A 16,235-nucleotide genomic window follows, 5' to 3' on the forward strand; every position below is an offset into this window, starting at 1 on the left:
ATATTTTAGCAAAGGTGAGAATTTCTAGCCTATAATAAGAGAAAGTAGGGAGGAAGAATGATGGAAAAAATGAAAAAGCAAATTCGTGTTTTGTTATTGCTGACGTTTTTTGGTCTTAGTAGCTGTTCTTGTTTAAGTTTATCGACTTGGGCCTTGATGTTAAATCAAAACTGCTTCTATTATTTAGTTGGCATGTTGCTCCTTGCCAGTATTGGTGCAGGGCTAAACTACTATAGTGGACAGCGAAATCAATCTTATTCAGTTTTTAGAGCAGATAAGAAACAACTCTTGTATACTTTGTTACTCTTAGTAAACATTTTAGGTTTAGCTTTAATTGTCATAGAACATATCCTTGCAGGAAATGCATCCGTAGAAGGGTTTGTGGAAGCCTTTCTACCGAGTTTCTTTTTCTTATTTGGGATTGATTTGCTAGTCTTTTTACCTATTCAGAAGTATGTAAATGGATTGAAAAAGATTTTGGGAAAGAAGGAAATCTGTTTTATTAGTGGACTAGCTATTCTAATCTTTCTCAGAAATCCTTGGATGCTATTATCCATGACCTTTTATATTACCTTGGGAATGCTATTTCTAGGACTGTTGGTGCCAAAAGTCATTCGCTGGGAAGTTTCGTTTTACAGCCATTTGATGAGAGATATCTTATTAGTTGTATTCTTACTGTTTCTATTTTAAGAATAAAAGAAGAGATAGTTCAAGTTTTACAATTTATAATATGAAATTCACAGATAATATCTCGACAAAGAACAACTTTTTGGTATAATAGAAACATGTACACTAAAAACGAAGAAGAGTTACAGTCCTTAGGTGAACGTTTGGGCTACTTATTAGAAAAGAATGATGTTTTAATTCTAACTGGAGAACTTGGAGCAGGCAAAACGACCTTTACAAAAGGTCTAGCTAAAGGGTTACAGATTTCCCAGATGATTAAGAGTCCAACCTACACTATCGTAAGAGAGTATGAAGGTCGTCTTCCGCTTTACCACCTAGATGTTTATCGTATTGAGGGAGATGCGGATTCTATTGATTTGGATGAGTTTCTCTTTGGTGGTGGGGTAACTGTCATCGAGTGGGGACATCTTTTAGGTGATGCCTTGCCAGATACTTATTTAGAATTGGAAATTCTAAAAGAAGAAGACGGTCGCAGATTACATTTCCAAGCAAAGGGTTTGCGTGCAGAAAAACTCTTAGAGGAGCTTCAACATGGAGTATGAATTGCTCATTAGAGAAGCAGAACCTAGTGATGCGGCTGAATTAGTGACATTTTTAAATCGTGTCAGTGTAGAAACAGATTTTACCAGTCTGGACAGGAATGGCATTTTGATGACAGATACTGAGATGGAGTTGTTTTTGGATAAACAGGCTCACTCGGAAAATCAAATCACTTTACTTGCCTTGCTGAATGATGAAATTGCTGGTCTTGTAAATATCACAGCTGATCAACGCAAGAGAGTTCGTCATATTGGAGATCTCTTTATTGTGATTGGTAAGAAATATTGGAATAATGGGCTGGGAAGTTTGTTACTTGAAGAAGTCATAGAATGGGCACAGGCTAGTGGCATTCTTCGTCGACTTCAACTTACTGTCCAAACTCGTAATCAGGCTGCAGTTTATCTATATCAAAAACATGGCTTTGTAATTGAAGGTAGACAAGAGCGCGGTGCGTACATAGAAGAAGGGGAATTTATCGATGTTTACCTGATGGGTAGGCTGATAGATTAATAGAAATATGGTTAAAAAAATTATTGGAATGGTGCTAGCTTTTCTAGCTGTGACGGTTTTGGGTGTGGGTGTTTTTGCTTATACTATTTATCAGCAAGGTACACAAACCTTATCAAAAACCTATAAAAAAATCGGAGAAGAAACCAATGTTATTGAGGCGACTGACCCCTTAACGATTCTTTTGATGGGGGTTGATACTGGGAATGTAGAGCGTACAGATCAATGGGCTGGAAATAGTGATTCCATGATTCTCTTGACGGTGAATCCGCACACGAAAAAGACCATGATGTTGAGTTTGGAACGTGATATCCTGACTAAAATTCAGCATAAAGATGGTAGTATTGAAGAAGCGAAACTGAATGCCGCCTATGCGGGTGGAGGTGCAGAATTAGCTATCTCAACCATTCAGAAGATGATGAACATCCATATTGACCGCTATATTATGGTCAATATGCACGGATTACAACAATTAGTCGATGCAGTGGGTGGTATAACTGTCAATAACACGCTAGGTTTCCCGATTTCTATTAGTGACCAAGAGGAATTTAATACTATTTCTATTGGTGTTGGGCAACAAACTCTAAATGGAGATGAAGCTCTTGTTTATTCTCGCATGCGCTACCAGGATCCAGAAGGGGACTACGGACGTCAGAAGCGTCAGCGTGAAGTCATTCAAAAGGTTGTTGAAAAAGTTCTTAGCTTGAATAGTGTTAGTCACTATCAATCTATCCTAAAAGCCTTAAGTACCAATATGCAGACTAATATTGATCTATCTGCGAAAAGTATTCCAAGCTTGTTGGGCTATAAAGATTCATTTAAAACCATTGAATCACAACAGTTGAAGGGTGAGGGAGAGATGTTGCAAGGTATTTCTTACCAGATTGTTTCGAGAGAGCATATGTTGGAAATGCAGAATATATTGCGACGTTCTTTGGGACAAGAAGAAGTCACTCAGCTGGAAACAAATGTTGTCTTATTTGAAGATTTGTTTGGACGGGTGCCTGTTGGTGATGGGGAGAATCAACAACAAGGTGTCTTTGTAACAAATGAAGTAGAATAGTTCGTTTTTTAATACAAATAAAAAATTAATCGTGGGAAATTTCCTGCGATTTTTTCAAAAAAATACGAATAGATAGGTAGGAGGAAACATGAAAGCGGAAATCATTGCTGTTGGAACAGAGATTTTGACAGGACAGATTGTCAATACTAATGCTCAATTTTTATCAGAAAAACTAGCAGAGATTGGGGTAGACGTATATTTTCAGACGGCTGTAGGAGACAATGAAGCTCGTCTCTTGTCTTTGCTTGAAATTGCCAGTCAACGTAGTAGTCTGGTGATTTTAACAGGTGGTTTGGGACCAACTGAGGACGATTTGACCAAACAAACTCTGGCTAAATTTTTAGGGAAAGAATTAGTCTTTGATCCTCAGGCGCAGGAGAAGTTGGATGTCTTTTTTGCCCAGAGACCAGACTATGCCCGAACACCGAATAACGAAAGACAAGCTCAACTTGTAGAAGGAGCGATTCCACTGCCAAATGAAACAGGACTGGCTGTGGGAGGAATATTGGAAGTCGATGGAGTGACCTACGTTGTCCTTCCAGGTCCACCAAGTGAATTAAAACCTATGGTTTTAAACCAACTTCTACCCAAGTTGATGACAGGGAGCAAGCTGCATTCCCGAGTTCTTCGTTTCTTTGGGATTGGCGAGAGCCAGTTGGTTACGATTTTGTCTGATTTGATTGATAATCAAACAGATCCGACCTTGGCCCCTTATGCTAAGACAGGAGAAGTCACTCTGCGTCTGTCAACAAAAGCTAGCAGCCAAGAAGAGGCGAATCAAGTGCTGGATATCTTGGAAAATCAAATCTTAGGTCGCCAGACCTTTGAAGGCCTTTCTTTACGAGATCTTTGTTATGGTTATGGGGAAGAAACTAGTTTAGCTAGCATTGTGGTAGAAGAACTGAAAAGGCAAGGGAAAACCATCACGGCTGCTGAGAGTTTGACGGCTGGTCTTTTCCAAGCTAGGGTAGCGGATTTTTCGGGTGCTTCAAGTATATTTAAGGGTGGTTTTGTAACCTATAGCTTGGAGGAAAAATCAAAGATGTTGGATATTCCTGTCAAGGATTTAGAAGAACATGGTGTGGTGTCTGAATTTACAGCTCAAAAGATGGCTAAGCAGGCACGAATCAAGACCCAGTCTAATTTTGGCCTTAGTTTGACTGGAGTGGCAGGACCAGATAGCCTAGAAGGGCACCCAGCTGGGACAGTCTTCATAGGCTTGGCTCAAGAGCATGGAACTGAAGTCATCAAGGTCAATATTGGAGGCAGAAGTCGAGCAGATGTACGTCATATTGCGGTTATGCATGCCTTTAACCTAGTTCGCAAGGCTTTATTAAGTGACTAACTTTTGATATAATAGTAGATAGGTCTAAGGACCATTAGAATGTAGGAGAATAGAATGGCGAAAAAACCAAAAAAATTAGATGAAATTTCAAAAAAATTCGGGGCTGAACGTGAAAAAGCCTTGAATGACGCTCTTAAACTGATTGAGAAAGACTTTGGTAAAGGATCCATCATGCGTTTGGGTGAACGTGCAGAGCAAAAGGTGCAAGTGATGAGCTCAGGTTCTTTGGCTCTTGACATTGCCCTTGGTTCAGGTGGTTATCCTAAGGGACGTATCATCGAAATCTACGGACCAGAGTCATCTGGTAAGACAACGGTTGCTCTTCATGCAGTTGCGCAAGCGCAAAAAGAAGGTGGAATTGCAGCCTTTATCGATGCGGAACATGCCCTCGATCCAGCTTATGCTGCGGCCCTTGGTGTCAACATTGACGAATTGCTCTTGTCTCAACCAGATTCAGGAGAGCAAGGTCTTGAGATTGCAGGAAAATTGATTGACTCAGGTGCTGTAGATCTTGTCGTGGTCGACTCAGTTGCTGCCCTTGTACCTCGTGCAGAAATTGATGGAGATATCGGAGATAGCCACGTTGGTTTGCAGGCTCGTATGATGAGCCAGGCTATGCGTAAACTTGGTGCTTCTATCAATAAAACCAAAACAATTGCCATCTTTATCAACCAATTGCGTGAAAAAGTTGGGGTCATGTTTGGAAATCCAGAAACAACTCCTGGTGGACGTGCTCTGAAATTCTACGCATCAGTCCGTTTGGATGTTCGTGGAAGCACACAAATCAAGGGAACTGGTGACCAAAAAGATACCAATGTCGGTAAAGAAACTAAAATCAAGGTCGTGAAAAACAAGGTAGCTCCACCATTTAAGGAAGCCTTCGTTGAAATTATGTACGGAGAAGGGATTTCTAAGACTGGTGAGCTCTTGAAAATCGCAAGCGATTTGGATATCATCAAAAAAGCAGGAGCTTGGTACTCTTACAAGGATGAGAAAATCGGGCAAGGTTCTGAAAATGCTAAGAAATACTTGGCAGATAACCCAGAAGTCTTTGATGAGATTGACCATCAAGTCCGTGTTCAATTTGGTTTGATTGATGGAGAGGAAGCTTCTGTAGAAGGTGTTGAAACTAAAAAAGATGAAGCAGTTCAAGTAGACTCTGTGAATGAAGAAGTTACACTTGACCTAGGCGACGAGCTTGAAATCGAAATTGAAGAATAAGCTGTTAAAGTAGTGGAGAACATCCGCTGCTTTTTTGGTTTTTGATTCAAGTTTTTAGATCATCTATAGTTTGCTGTTTCTTGTCGCTCCTTTCGAAAGCTGATATAATAGCCTTATGAATAAAAAACGAACAGTGGACCTGATACATGGTCCGATTCTTCCCTCGCTCTTAAGCTTCGCCTTCCCAATCTTGCTATCAAATATTTTTCAACAGCTCTATAATACTGCTGATGTCTTGATTGTTGGGCGTTTTCTTGGTCAAGAATCCTTGGCTGCAGTAGGAGCGACGACAGCAATTTTTGACTTGATTGTAGGATTTACTCTTGGTGTTGGTAATGGCATGGGAATTGTCATTGCCCGTTATTACGGGGCTCGGAATTTTATAAAAATTAAGGAAGCAGTAGCAGCCACCTGGATTTTAGGTGCTCTTTTGAGTGTTGTAGTTATGCTGCTGGGCTTTCTTGGTTTGTATCCTCTCTTGCAATACCTAGATACTCCTGCAGAAATCCTTCCTCAGTCTTATCAATATATTTCTATGATTGTAACCTGTGTTGGTGTCAGCTTTGCTTATAATCTTTTTGCAGGCTTGTTGCGGTCTATTGGGGACAGTCTGGCTGCGCTTGGTTTTTTGATTTTCTCTGCTCTGGTCAATGTGGTTCTGGATCTCTATTTTATTACGCAATTGCATCTTGGAGTTCAATCGGCGGGACTTGCTACCATCATTTCGCAGGGTTTATCAGCGGTTCTTTGCTTTTATTATATCCGTAAGAGTGTGCCTGAGCTACTCCCTCAACTCAAGCATTTCAAATGGGACAAGGCCTTATACGCCGATCTCTTGGAGCAAGGTTTGGCTATGGGCTTGATGAGTTCAATTGTGTCCATTGGTAGTGTGATTTTACAGTCTTCTGTTAATACCTTTGGAGCCGTGATTATTAGTGCTCAAACAGCAGCTCGACGCATTATGGCCTTCGCCCTTCTTCCCATGACCGCTATTTCTGCATCAATGACGACCTTTGCTTCTCAGAATTTAGGTGCTAAGCGCCCAGACCGCATTGTTCAAGGCCTTCGAATCGGCAGTCGTTTAAGTATATCCTGGGCAGTTTTTGTTTGTGTCTTCCTCTTTTTTGCCAGTCCAGCCTTGGTTTCCTTCTTGGCTAGTTCGACGGATGATTGCTTGGTAGAAAATGGTAGTCTGTACTTGCAAATCAGTTCAGCTTTTTATCCTATTTTGAGTCTCTTATTGATTTATCGCAATTGCTTGCAGGGCTTGGGGCAAAAAATTCTTCCTCTGGTATCTAGCTTTATCGAACTAATCGGGAAAATCGCTTTTGTGGTCTTGATTATCCCTTGGGCAGGCTATAAGGGAGTTATCCTTTGTGAACCCCTAATCTGGGTTGCCATGACCATTCAACTGTATTTCTCACTGTTTCGTCACCCCTTGATAAAAGAAGGCAAGGCTGTCTTGGCAACAAAAGTGTCATCCTAGCTCGATTTGCTGGATAAAATCCATTTCCTCTAGTGAAAATCAAAAAAACTTGTGTTATAATAAGAAAGATTAAAATGTGAAAAAAGGAGATTCCTAATGGGACGTAAATGGGCCAATATCGTAGCCAAGAAAACGGCTAAAGATGGAGCTAACTCTAAAGTATATGCAAAATTTGGTGTAGAAATCTATGTAGCAGCTAAAAAAGGTGATCCAGATCCAGAATCAAACTCAGCTTTGAAATTTGTTATCGACCGTGCCAAACAAGCTCAAGTGCCAAAACACGTTATCGATAAAGCTTTGGACAAGGCTAAAGGAAACACAGACGAAACCTTTACAGAAGGACGTTACGAAGGTTTTGGACCAAATGGTTCTATGCTGATCGTGGATACTTTGACTTCAAACGTTAACCGTACAGCGGCTAATGTCCGTGCGGCTTTTGGTAAAAACGGAGGAAACATGGGCGCTTCAGGTTCTGTTTCTTACCTCTTTGATAACAAAGGTGTTATTGTATTTGCGGGTGAAGATGCTGATGCAGTCTTTGAGCAATTGCTCGAAGCAGATGTGGATGTGGATGATGTAGAAGCAGAAGAAGGAACAGTCACAGTTTACACAGCTCCAACTGATCTTCATAAGGCTATCGTTGCCCTTCGTGAGTCAGGTATCGAAGAATTCCAAGTTACTGAATTGGAAATGATTCCTCAGTCAGAAGTGGAATTGTCAGGCGATGACCTTGAAACCTTTGAAAAACTTTACAGCGTCCTTGAAGACGACGAAGACGTACAAAAAATCTACACAAACGTAGACGGGTTCTAATTTAACCTAGAGAACATGATCCTAAGTGATAAGCTCACTTGGGATTTTTTTAATCAAGAAAATAGTTCTCTAGGAAACTTTTTCTTGACATCTCTTTTCAAAGTGATAAAATAGTTCTCATGGAAACTTATTTAGTTCCTTGGAGAACTAAATGTGATAGTTAGAAAGGAGTTAGTATGGATAAACCGATGTTAGTCTTTAAGCGTTTTGGTCATCAGATTCACCTCATGGTGCAAAAGGAAGCCAAACGTTGTGGTATTGAATTTATGGGTGGGCCTCAAGGTCAGGTTGTTCGTTTTTTGGATAATCGTGAGAAAAACCAAGACTTGGTCTTGATTAAAGATATAGAGCAGGAACTCAATATTACCAAGTCTGTTGCTAGTAATTTGGTCAAGCGTATGGTGCAAAATGGTTTGGTGGAATTGGAGGCGAGTCCTAGCGATAAGCGGGCAAAATTTGTTCGTTTGACGGACAAAGCACGTTCTCAGATGCAACAGGTTAAGTCTTTTTTTGAACGAATAGACAAGAAGTTGATGGAAGACATTGATGAAGATGAATTACTGATTTTTGAGAAAGTTCTCGGTCAACTACAGGCAAATATCAAGGGAATAGGAGGAGAGAATGAAGAAATTAGCCAAACGAATTAGTAGAAAAGAATGGGGGATGATTTTACTAGCCATTCTCTTTACTTGCTTTTCGGTCTATCTAGAGTTGGAAGTGCCGACCTATATCTCGAAAATTACGGATTTGCTAGGTAGTCAAGGAACTAATTTAGATGAGTTGTGGCAGCCGGCAAGCATGATGGTGGGAATGTCCTTTCTAGCTTTCTTATCCGCAGTTGCAGTTGGATTTTTTGCTTCCCGAGTGGCTGCTTCTTATACTAGTAGGCTGAGAAGTGATATTTTTAACCGAGTTTTAGACTACTCGCAGACAGAGATTAAGAAATTCTCTATTCCTAGTCTCTTGACGCGTACGACCAATGATATTACTCAGGTTCAGATGTTGATTACCATGGGTTTGCAAGTGGTTACGCGTGGTCCGATTATGGCTATCTGGGCTATTGGGAAGATTTTAGGCCATTCAGAATACTGGCTCTGGGCCGTACTTGTGGCAGTGATTGTCAACGTCCTGATGACAACTGTTTTGATGACGCTAGCCTTTCCAAAACAGTCCTTGATTCAAAGTCTGACTGATAAATTGAACAGTATCACTCGTGAAAGTTTAACAGGTATTCGTGTTGTTCGTGCCTACAATGCTGAAGAATACCAAAATGAAAAATTTGCATCAGCAAATGATGAATTGACACGCTTGAATTTGTTTGTCAACCGTCTTATGGCTATTTTGAACCCTATCATGATGGGGATTTCAAGTGGTTTGAGTGTGGCGATTTACTGGATTGGGGCCTATGTGATTAACGACGCTGCTCCGATAGCGCGTCTGCCTCTCTTTAGTGACATGATTGTTTTCATGTCTTATGCCATGCAGGTTGTCATGGGCTTCCTTCTCATGGGGGCGCTCTTCATCGTTCTTCCCCGAACCATGGTCTCTGCTAAGCGGATTAATCAGGTTTTAGATTTGCATTCTTCTATCCAAAATCCTGCTCAAGTGCAGTTGGCTGATGAAAACCTCAAAGGTCAGGTCGAATTTAAGGATGTGACCTTCCGCTATGCGGCAAATTCGGAGGCGGTTATTGAGAATATTAGCTTTAAAGCAGAAGCGGGTCAAACAGTGGCCTTTATTGGGTCAACTGGTTCTGGTAAATCAACTCTGGTCAATCTGATTCCACGTTTCTACGATGTGTCAGCAGGAGAAATTCTGGTAGACGGTGTCAATGTTCAAGACTATGCTCTAGAAGATTTGCGCAACAAGGTTGGTTATATTCCACAAAAAGCTGTTCTCTTTTCAGGTGATGTCAAGGACAATCTAGACTTTGGACAGAGTCAAGAAACACCACTTAGTGAACAGGCTATGTGGCAGGCTTTGGAGTTGGCCCAGTCTAAGAACTTTATCGAAGACAAGGAAGCGGGCTTAGCGTCAGAAGTGGCCCAAGGAGGAACTAACTTCTCAGGTGGTCAAAGACAGCGTCTGGCCATTGCGCGTGCCTTGGCTCGGAAGCCAGAAATCCTCATCTTTGATGACTCCTTCTCAGCCTTGGACTACAAGACAGACCGTGTCCTACGCCAAGAGCTAGCAGAGAAAACCAAGTCTATGACCAAGCTTATCGTTGCACAGCGTATTTCAACGATTATGGATGCAGATTTGATTTTGGTCTTGGATCAAGGAAAAGTCGTGGGACAAGGCACCCACAAGGAACTTCTAGCTACCAACGAAGTTTACCAAGAAATTGCCTATTCACAATTATCGAAGGAGGAATTGGAACATGGAAAATAAAAAACTGTCGCTCTGGAAACAGAGTAAACCCTATCTTGTAGGTCTCCAGTTTGCCCTTCTGATAGCCTTTCTAGCAACAATTCTATCCAATATCATTACTGTATATGGTCCAACCCGTATCAAGGAAATGACCAATATTATTGCCAGTGGTCTAGAAACAAGTGTGGATGTCACGGCGGTTGCAGCCATTGGTAGTTTTTTGGCCGTGATTTATGTGATTGGACTCCTATCAAATTATTTGCAGGCCTTTCTGTTTACAACAGCTATTCAACGTTTTTCAGAGCGTTTGAGAAGAGCGATTGCAGAGAAAATTAATCGTCTTCCATTAGGGTATTTTGATGGACATTCTCAAGGAGATACCTTGTCTCGTGTGACTAATGACGTTGACACTGCAGCCCAGTCCCTCAATCAAAGTCTGGGGACAGTTCTTTCATCCACTTTATTGGTCGTGGCAGTTTTGGTGACCATGTTTGGGATGAACTGGATTTTAGCCTTAGTGACGGTTGTTTCAACTCTTATCGGTTTTGCTTTCGTGTCCGTTTTTATGGGCAAATCGCAGGGCTTCTTTAAGAGTCAGCAACAGGATTTGGCGGCTGTAAATGGTTATGTGGAGGAAATGTACTCTGGCCATAATGTGGTGACCAGTTACAATGCTATCGAGAGCACCAAAGAAGAATTTGCGACCTTAAACTATCGTCTGTATGACAGTATCTGGAAATCTCAGTTTATTTCAGGGATTATGATGCCGATTATGATGTTTATTGGGAACTTTAGCTATGCCCTAGTGATTATCGTTGGGGCAGCCTTGGCTCTGAATGGGCAGATTAGTATCGGGATTATTGTTGCCTTTATGGCCTACGTTCGTATCTTTTCTCAGCCTCTTTCACAAATTGCCCAAGGGATTACTAGTCTTCAGCAGGCTAGTGCAGCCATGGGACGTGTCTTCGAATTCCTAGCTGAAGAGGAAATGGAAGACGAATCCCATAAAGAAAGACAATTGATCGATATGAAAGGTCAAGTAGTCTTTGATCGAGTCTCCTTTGGTTACACACCAGAGCGAACCATTATCCATGACTTTTCTGCGACTGTTCATGCTGGTCAAAAGGTTGCGATTGTCGGACCGACAGGGGCTGGTAAGACAACCATTGTCAATCTTTTGATGAAGTTCTATGAGATTGATAAGGGAAGTATTCGCATTGATGGTGTGGATACCAAGGAGATGAAGCGTTCGGAAGTACACGATGCCTTTTCAATGGTATTGCAGGATACTTGGCTCTTTGAAGGAACCATTCGCGACAATCTCATCTATAACCAAACAGGTATTAGTGATGAGCGCGTGATTGAAGCCAGCAAGGCTGTAGGGATTCACCACTTTATCATGACTCTACCAGATGGTTACGATACCGTCTTGGATGATACAGTGACCTTGTCTGTCGGACAAAAACAACTCTTGACCATTGCTCGTGCTTTGCTGAAAGATGCGCTACTTCTAATTCTGGATGAGGCGACATCTTCGGTTGATACTCGTACTGAGGAATTGATCCAGAAAGCCATGGACCGATTGATGGAGGGAAGAACTTCCTTTGTCATCGCCCACCGCTTGTCAACTATCCGAAATGCTAATCTGATTCTTGTCATGAAAGATGGCAATATCATTGAGCAAGGCAATCATGATGAGTTGATGGCACAAGGAGGCTTCTACGCTGACCTTTATAACAGTCAATTTACAGAAGACGAAGCAGAAGAATAAACCCAAAGAAGGCTTGACGGCCTTCTTTTTCTGCACTATACTAGAAGACAAGTGCTTCCCTATAAGCAAAATTTGAGTAAGTGATGAGAAAATATATGAAAAATTATCAAGAATGGTATGGCCACGTTGCTAGTAACATTAAAAATAAGCCCTTTCTTCTGAGCTTGTTAAGAACTTTCAATCGGTTTATGACAGTAGTCATGCCTATAGTTTATTTAACCTTGTTAATAATTACCTATCTCCAACAAGGACTTGGGAAGCAGGTCTTGATGTATGTGTTTGTCCCTGCGTCAGGCTTTGTGATTTTGTCCTTTCTTCGTAAGAAAATCAATGCCCCTAGGCCTTATGAGGAATGGGATATTAAACCCTTGCTTGACAGAGATAGTCCTGGTCAGTCAATGCCCAGTCGTCATGTCTTTTCAGCAACCATTATCTCCATGGCTTGCTTACATGCTAGTTTATCTGTAGGGGTTATCTTATTGGTCTTGTCAGCCCTCCTCGGTCTAGTGAGAGTCTCAGGTGGCGTGCATTATCTCAAGGATGTAGTAGTTGGTTATATTTGTGGCCTTGCGTGGGGTGTGCTTTTCTTTCTATTTTGAATTGTAAGTTAAGGTGGTCCTACAACCACTTACGGGTCTAAAGTAACCACTTGCTTTTTTGCTCTTGTTTTCTTATTTTGGCTTTGATATAGTAGAGTCAGAAAGGAGATGGAATGAAGTTACGAATCGAAATTGACAGCAATTTAGAGGAAACTGAAATTGTCATCAAGGCAGCGGCTTTGACAGATGAGATTGCGGATTTACAGCGCCTCTTGCACGAATCCAAGTCTCCTAGGTTGATTTTTTACAAGGGGACGGGTGAATATTATCTGGACTTATCGGAAATTCTCTTCTTTGAGACAGAAGGTAGCAAGATTTACGCCCACACCCAGAAAGAAGCCTACGAGGTTCGGCTTAAACTCTATGAGTTAGAGGCTATTCTTCCTCGCTATTTTAGTCGGGTATCCAAGTCGACTATTGCAAATATTCGTCAGGTTTACTCGGTGGACAAGTCCTTTTCAGGAACGGGCACCATTTCCTTTTATCAGACCCACAAGGAGGTTCATGTCTCACGACATTACCAATCCCTCCTAAAAGAAAATCTAAGAAACATGAGGTAAGAACATGAAAAAGAAAGCATTTGGTATTGTGTTGCTCGTTTTGGCAGCTTTAATATTATTACAAGGAAATTTTGGAATCCCTTCATTCGGTGGGCAAATTTGGCCCTTGCTTGGTATTGCATTTTTTGCCTATCAATCAGTTGGAGCTTTGTTGCGTCGTCACTTAACTTCAGCCTCTTTTACAGCTCTAGTAGCCTTAATGATTGCTAACCACTTTTATGGCATTTTACCAATTCCTAATCAGTCATTGTTCTGGGCAAGTATTTTAATCGTAATGGGTGTCAGCGCACTCACTCATTCTAACAGAACTTGGAATGGGAAAAAATGGTGGTATGATGGTAAAAAGACCATTCTTACAGATAAGGAAGTTGCTTTTGGGACTGGGACTTTCTACAAGCAAAATCAAGAATTGGTAGACGACCAAGTAGAAGTTGGTTTTGGAAATGCTAAGATATATTACGACAATGCAGAGATTTTAGGAGATACTGCAAGCCTGAAAGTAGAAGTTGGTTTTGGCAATGCAGTTATCTATGTTCCCCAACATTGGCGAGTGGATTTGAAGGTGGAAACTTTCTGTGGTGTAGCCAAGGCAGATACTTCTCTAGCTCCAACCAGTAAAACTTTGATTATACGTGGAGATGTGGCTTTTGGAAAGTTGGGGATTGTCTACGTTAAATAAAAAAATCTTCCAATCCCCTTGCAAAAATGAAGAAAGTGTGATAACATAGTACAGTATGTGGTGCTAGCACATCCGCTATATTAGATCTAATAGGAGGAAAACACAATGGCTAAAGTATGTTACTTTACAGGTCGTAAGACTGTATCAGGAAACAACCGTTCACACGCGATGAACCAAACAAAACGTGCCGTAAAACCAAACCTTCAAAAAGTTACTGTTCTTATCGATGGTAAACCTAAAAAAGTTTGGGCTTCAGCTCGTGCTTTGAAATCAGGTAAAGTTGAACGCGTTTAATAATAAAAGTAAGGAGACCTTAGGGTCTTTTTTCTTTTACTGTAGATATAAAATCATTTGAAAAATAGAGTAAATATCCGCTGATACAGTATTCTGCTTTTACACTTGGGCTGAAATATGATAAAATAGAGTATCAACTAGTTGAGGTAAAAAGGATGACTGTAAAAATTAATACAAAAGATGGTCAAATCGAACTAACAGATGAAGTGATTGCAACCGTCGTAGGTGGAGCAGCAACTGAAATTTTTGGTGTGGTCGGTATGGCTAGTAAAAATGCCCTCAAAGATAATTTCCAAGCCCTTCTAGGTAAGGAAAATTATTCTAAAGGTGTCGTCGTAAAGGCGGCCGAAGATGGCAGTATTGCAGTTGATGTATATACCGTGTTGAGCTACGGAACAAAGATTAGCGAAGTGTCAAAAAACATTCAAGAGCGTGTTCGTTTTAGTTTGGAAAACCAACTTGGAATTACTGCTCAGACTGTAAATGTCTACATTCAAAATATCAAAGTTGTAGGAGAATAACCGTGTCAAAAATTACTACTAGCTTATTTCAAGAAATGGTGCAGGCTGCATCAACTCGCTTGAATAAGCAAGCTGAATATGTCAATTCATTAAACGTCTTTCCAGTTCCAGATGGAGATACTGGAACAAACATGGGAATGACCATTGAAAATGGAGCTAAAGAAGTTGCAGACAAGCCAGCTTCTACAGTTGGCGAGGTAGCGAGCATTCTTGCCAAAGGTCTTTTGATGGGTGCGCGTGGAAACTCAGGCGTTATTACGTCTCAGCTTTTCCGTGGATTTTCACAAGCCATCAAGGATAAAGACGAGTTAACAGGTCAAGACTTGGCCCTTGCCTTCCAATCAGGTGTGGAAGTTGCCTATAAGGCCGTTATGAAACCAGTTGAAGGAACGATTTTGACAGTTTCACGTGGAGCTGCTATCGGTGCTAAGAAAAAAGCTGAGCAAACAGATGATGCTGTTGAAGTCATGCGCGCAGCCTTGGAAGGTGCTAAAACAGCACTAGCTAAAACGCCAGATATGCTTCCAGTATTGAAAGAAGTTGGCGTTGTGGATTCAGGTGGTCAAGGACTGGTCTTCATCTATGAAGGTTTCCTTTCAGCTCTTACTGGCGAATATATTGCATCTGAGGACTTTGTAGCGACTCCGGCCAACATGAGTGAAATGATCAATGCGGAGCACCACAAGTCTGTAGCTGGTCATGTAGCGACTGAGGACATCACCTTTGGTTACTGTACTGAAATCATGGTAGCTCTTAAGCAAGGTCCAACCTATGCCAAAGATTTTGACTACGATGAATTCCGTAACTACTTGAATGAACTCGGGGATTCTCTCCTTGTTGTCAATGATGATGAAATTGTCAAAGTCCATGTCCATACAGAAGATCCAGGACTGGTTATGCAAGAAGGTCTCAAATATGGTAGCTTGGTCAAGGTGAAAGTTGACAATATGCGGAACCAACACGAAGCACAGGTTGAAAAAGAAGCTGCTCAAGTTAGCAAACCAGCTGAAGAAAAAGAATATGCTTTGATTGCTGTCGTTGCTGGTAAAGGTCTAGCAGATATCTTCCGTTCTCAAGGTGTGGATTATGTTATCGAAGGCGGTCAAACCATGAACCCTTCAACAGAAGACTTTATCAAGGCTGTTGAACAGGTCAACGCTCGTAACATTATCTTCTTGCCAAACAACAAGAATATCTTCATGGCAGCTCAATCTGCAGCAGAAGTTTTGGAGCAACCAGCAGTAGTGGTAGAGACTCGTACTCTTCCTCAAGGTTTGACAAGTCTTCTTGCCTTTGATCCAAGCAAGTCAATTGAAGAAAATCAAGAGCGTATGACTGCAGCCCTTAGAGATGTCGTTAGCGGAAGCGTCACAACAGCCGTTCGTGATACAACCATTGATGGTTTAGAAATCCATGAAAACGATAATCTTGGTATGGTTGATGGGAAAATTCTTGTGTCAAACCCTGACATGCACCAAACCTTGACAGAAACATTGAAACATATGTTGGATGAAGATAGTGAAATCGTAACCTTCTATGTCGGTGAAGACGGAAGCGAAGAACTTGCCAATGAAATTGCTCAAGAAATCGCAGAAGAGTTCGAAGATGTTGAAGTCGAGATTCATCAAGGTCAACAACCTGTTTACCCATACCTATTTAGTGTGGAATAAAAATTTAATAGATTAAAAAGACAGTAAAAAGCTCAAAAAATCACTTCCTGTGCTATACTGTAATTGAAATTTTTTTAGTTTTGGCGTTAGAACTGTTTCCTCAGTCCTA

General features: G+C 41.1%; 17 protein-coding genes. All 17 read left to right on the top strand.

Annotated elements, in window-relative coordinates:
- Nucleotides 1-57 precede the first annotated feature (57 nt).
- Nucleotides 58-690, top strand: a complete 633-nt coding sequence (locus tag B7692_RS02255; protein WP_239822365.1) for a competence protein — start codon at nucleotides 58-60, stop codon at nucleotides 688-690.
- A 95-nt stretch (nucleotides 691-785) separates the two neighbouring features.
- The gene (tsaE, locus tag B7692_RS02260; protein ID WP_084929786.1) at nucleotides 786-1,229 is read left to right on the top strand and encodes a tRNA (adenosine(37)-N6)-threonylcarbamoyltransferase complex ATPase subunit type 1 TsaE; all 444 of its coding nucleotides are present in this window, start codon (nucleotides 786-788) and stop codon (nucleotides 1,227-1,229) included.
- Nucleotides 1,219-1,737, top strand: coding sequence for a GNAT family N-acetyltransferase (locus B7692_RS02265; RefSeq protein ID WP_060627456.1), 519 nt, complete (start codon nucleotides 1,219-1,221; stop codon nucleotides 1,735-1,737). The genes tsaE and B7692_RS02265 overlap by 11 nt, the downstream gene beginning before the upstream one ends.
- Nucleotides 1,738-1,744: 7 nt before the next feature.
- Complete coding sequence (gene lytR / locus B7692_RS02270; protein WP_084929787.1) at nucleotides 1,745-2,797, top strand: glycopolymer--peptidoglycan transferase LytR; 1,053 nt, start codon at nucleotides 1,745-1,747, stop codon at nucleotides 2,795-2,797.
- 88 nt (nucleotides 2,798-2,885) lie between these two features.
- A complete protein-coding gene (locus B7692_RS02275; RefSeq protein ID WP_000642689.1) occupies nucleotides 2,886-4,142 on the top strand; it encodes a competence/damage-inducible protein A in 1,257 nt (418 codons plus the stop codon).
- A gap of 54 nt (nucleotides 4,143-4,196) precedes the next feature.
- Nucleotides 4,197-5,363 carry a recombinase RecA gene (gene recA / locus B7692_RS02280; RefSeq protein WP_084864764.1) on the top strand — a complete coding sequence of 389 codons (1,167 nt, stop codon included), beginning with the start codon at nucleotides 4,197-4,199 and terminating at the stop codon, nucleotides 5,361-5,363.
- Nucleotides 5,364-5,478: 115 nt separating this feature from the next.
- Nucleotides 5,479-6,849: an MATE family efflux transporter gene (locus B7692_RS02285; protein WP_084929788.1), complete on the top strand. Its 1,371-nt coding sequence runs from the start codon at nucleotides 5,479-5,481 to the stop codon at nucleotides 6,847-6,849.
- A gap of 96 nt (nucleotides 6,850-6,945) precedes the next feature.
- A complete protein-coding gene (locus B7692_RS02290; RefSeq protein WP_000532884.1) occupies nucleotides 6,946-7,662 on the top strand; it encodes a YebC/PmpR family DNA-binding transcriptional regulator in 717 nt (238 codons plus the stop codon).
- Between the two features lie 176 nt (nucleotides 7,663-7,838).
- Complete coding sequence (locus B7692_RS02295) at nucleotides 7,839-8,309, top strand: MarR family winged helix-turn-helix transcriptional regulator (RefSeq protein ID WP_084929789.1); 471 nt, start codon at nucleotides 7,839-7,841, stop codon at nucleotides 8,307-8,309.
- Nucleotides 8,284-10,053 (top strand): ABC transporter ATP-binding protein, encoded by a 1,770-nt coding sequence (locus B7692_RS02300; RefSeq protein ID WP_084929790.1) that lies wholly within the window; start codon nucleotides 8,284-8,286, stop codon nucleotides 10,051-10,053. Before B7692_RS02295 ends, B7692_RS02300 begins: the two co-directional genes overlap by 26 nt.
- Entirely contained in the window at nucleotides 10,043-11,803 is a 1,761-nt protein-coding gene (locus B7692_RS02305) for an ABC transporter ATP-binding protein (protein ID WP_084929791.1), read from the top strand. Before B7692_RS02300 ends, B7692_RS02305 begins: the two co-directional genes overlap by 11 nt.
- A 95-nt stretch (nucleotides 11,804-11,898) precedes the next feature.
- Nucleotides 11,899-12,402: a phosphatase PAP2 family protein gene (locus B7692_RS02310; protein ID WP_000800915.1), complete on the top strand. Its 504-nt coding sequence runs from the start codon at nucleotides 11,899-11,901 to the stop codon at nucleotides 12,400-12,402.
- Nucleotides 12,403-12,515: 113 nt separating this feature from the next.
- The gene (locus B7692_RS02315) at nucleotides 12,516-12,962 is read left to right on the top strand and encodes a LytTR family DNA-binding domain-containing protein (protein ID WP_004256763.1); all 447 of its coding nucleotides are present in this window, start codon (nucleotides 12,516-12,518) and stop codon (nucleotides 12,960-12,962) included.
- Between the two features lie 4 nt (nucleotides 12,963-12,966).
- On the top strand, nucleotides 12,967-13,641 hold the full coding sequence (locus B7692_RS02320; RefSeq protein WP_000725715.1) for a LiaF transmembrane domain-containing protein: 675 nt from the start codon (nucleotides 12,967-12,969) through the stop codon (nucleotides 13,639-13,641).
- A 105-nt stretch (nucleotides 13,642-13,746) separates the two neighbouring features.
- A complete protein-coding gene (rpmB, locus tag B7692_RS02325; protein WP_001140948.1) occupies nucleotides 13,747-13,935 on the top strand; it encodes a 50S ribosomal protein L28 in 189 nt (62 codons plus the stop codon).
- Between the two features lie 155 nt (nucleotides 13,936-14,090).
- Entirely contained in the window at nucleotides 14,091-14,456 is a 366-nt protein-coding gene (locus tag B7692_RS02330; protein WP_000216437.1) for an Asp23/Gls24 family envelope stress response protein, read from the top strand.
- A gap of 2 nt (nucleotides 14,457-14,458) precedes the next feature.
- Nucleotides 14,459-16,126 carry a DAK2 domain-containing protein gene (locus B7692_RS02335; RefSeq protein WP_060627476.1) on the top strand — a complete coding sequence of 556 codons (1,668 nt, stop codon included), beginning with the start codon at nucleotides 14,459-14,461 and terminating at the stop codon, nucleotides 16,124-16,126.
- Nucleotides 16,127-16,235 lie beyond the last annotated feature (109 nt).

Source organism: Streptococcus mitis (genome assembly GCF_002096925.1).
In the GTDB taxonomy this organism is placed as follows: Bacteria; Bacillota; Bacilli; order Lactobacillales; family Streptococcaceae; genus Streptococcus; species Streptococcus mitis_AF.